Source organism: Romboutsia timonensis, from assembly GCF_900106845.1.
GTDB lineage: Bacteria > Bacillota > Clostridia > Peptostreptococcales > Peptostreptococcaceae > Romboutsia > Romboutsia timonensis.
The window spans coordinates 1-1,285 of the sequence record NZ_LT629858.1 but is presented as its reverse complement, the minus strand read 5'-3'; the positions used below and the strand labels follow the sequence as shown (position 1 = coordinate 1,285).

At 25.8% G+C, this 1,285-nt stretch carries 1 protein-coding gene; it reads left to right on the top strand.

What is annotated here, in order from left to right; genetic code table 11:
- Positions 1-155 precede the first annotated feature (155 nt).
- Positions 156-1,285 (top strand): DEAD/DEAH box helicase (locus BN7997_RS14080; protein ID WP_143023249.1); only part of this gene is annotated, 1,130 nt, incomplete at its 3' end.

Sequence of the window (1,285 nt, the reverse complement as noted above, 5' to 3'; positions counted from 1 at the left end):
GTTATCCTACCATCCATGTAAGTTTATAGAAAAGTATAGTATAAAAGAAGCATAATAAGGAGATTAAACTAATCTCCTTTTAATTTGTATATTTTTATATTCAAAAATAGGATATACTTATAAAGGTAAAATAAAAAAAATATAAGGATATAACAATGAATAAAATAATAAAAATATCCATTAGAAATCTAGTGGAATTTATAATGAGACATGGAAGTATAGACAATAGATATACAAGTTCTATAAAAGCTATAGAAGGAATAAGAGGTCATCAAAGAGTACAAAAATCCTATGGTGATAATTATACTGCCGAAGTACCTTTAAAATATACCTTAACTTATGAAGATTTAGAAATAATGGTAGAAGGTAGGGCAGATGGAATACTAATAGAAGATGAAAAAACAATAATAGATGAAATAAAAACAACAACCAAAGACTTACTATTAATAGATGAAAATACAAATCCACTACACTGGGCACAAGCAAAGTGTTATGGATATATATACTCTATGCAAAATGAATTAGATAACATAGATATACAAATAACCTATTACAACATAGATACAAAATCTACAAGAATACTAAGACAAAGCTATACACTAAAAGAGCTTGAAGAATTTTTCTTTTGGTTAATAGATGAATATAAGAGTTGGGCACAATTAGAAAGTGATTGGGTAAATAAAAGGAATGAATCAATAAAAAAGTTAAAATTCCCATTTGAAAACTATAGACCAGGTCAAAGAGAACTAGCTGTAAGAGTATATAAAAGCATAACAGATAGTAAAAAATGCTTTGCACAAGCCCCTACAGGAATAGGAAAAACTATATCAACACTTTTTCCAGCTATAAAAGCTATGGGAGAAGATAAAACATCTAAAATATTTTATCTTACAGCAAAAACTATAACTAGAGAAGTAGCACAAAATACTATTTATTTAATGAGAAAAAAGGACTTAAATTTAAAAGCAGTAACAATAACAGCAAAGGAAAAAATATGCAAAATGGAAGAAGTAAACTGCAATCCAGAATATTGTCCTTATGCAAATGGATATTTTGACAGAATAAACAATTCATTAAAAGATATCTTATTAAAATATAATGATTACTCAAAAGAAAACATAGAAAAAATAAGTGAAGAATATATGCTTTGTCCATTTGAATTATCTTTAGATTTAACAAATTTAAGTGATGTAATAATATGTGATTACAACTATGTATTTGATCCAAGAGTATACTTAAAAAGATTTTTTGATACAAAAACTACAGATTATACATTTTTAATAGA